At 63.6% G+C, this 884-nt stretch carries 1 protein-coding gene; it reads left to right on the top strand.

Going from position 1 to position 884, the window contains the following annotated elements:
* On the top strand, positions 1 to 842 hold an 842-nt coding region (locus tag LBW94_RS44150; RefSeq protein ID WP_266273640.1), incomplete at its 5' end, for an IS3 family transposase.
* Positions 843 to 884 lie beyond the last annotated feature (42 nt).

Below are 884 nucleotides of genomic sequence, written 5' to 3'. Positions count from 1 at the left end.
ATCCCGTCGTGTCCATGTGCCGGTGGGTGAAGGTGTCCCGGTCCGGGTATTACTCGTGGCGCAACCGTGAGTCCTCGGCCACCGCGCAGCGGCGCGAGATCCTCGCTGCTGAGATCCGGTTCTGTTTCGAGCATTCCGACGGCACCTACGGGTATCGGCGCATCCACGCCCAGCTGGCCCGCCGGGGCACCGTCGTGGACCCGGAGACGGTCCGCACGATCATGCGTGAGCTGGGGCTCGTGGCGTGCCAGCCGCGGCCGTGGCGTCCGGTCACCACCGTCGCCGGCGATGCCGGTGACCTGCCCGATCTGGTCCGCCGCGACTTCACCGCCGACGCGCCCGCGACCAAGCTGGTCGGCGACATCACCTACATCCGGACCTGGGAGGGATGGCTGTATCTGGCGACCGTGCTGGATTGCTTCTCGAAAAAAGTGATCGGGTACGCGATGGCCGATCATATGCGTACCGAACTGGTGGCCGACGCGCTCCGCATGGCGGCATGTAATCTGCCGTTCCGGCCGGGTGAGACAATCTTTCACAGCGACCGCGGCGCGCAATATCTTTCGGCCGAATTCTCGGGCGTGGCTGCGGAACTGGGCGTGCAACGCTCCGTCGGCCGCACCGGAATATGCTACGACAACGCCTGGGCGGAATCGTTCAACGGCACCCTGAAGAACGAGCGGGTCAACCGCACCGAGTACCCCACCCGCGAACATGCGCGAAGGGACATCACCAGCTATATCGAATTGCGGTACAACCAGATTCGACTCCACTCAGGAATTGACTACCGCACACCGAACGAAGTAGAGTCCGAGTGGTTCGACCGGAGCAAGGCAGCATAAGAAATCCAAAACCTCGCTGTCCGAAATCTTTCCGGCCCCTCA

It is taken from the genome of Nocardia sp. alder85J (genome assembly GCF_020176955.2).
In the GTDB taxonomy this organism is placed as follows: Bacteria; Actinomycetota; Actinomycetes; order Mycobacteriales; family Mycobacteriaceae; genus Nocardia.
This window is presented reverse-complemented; position numbering and strand designations above follow the sequence as displayed.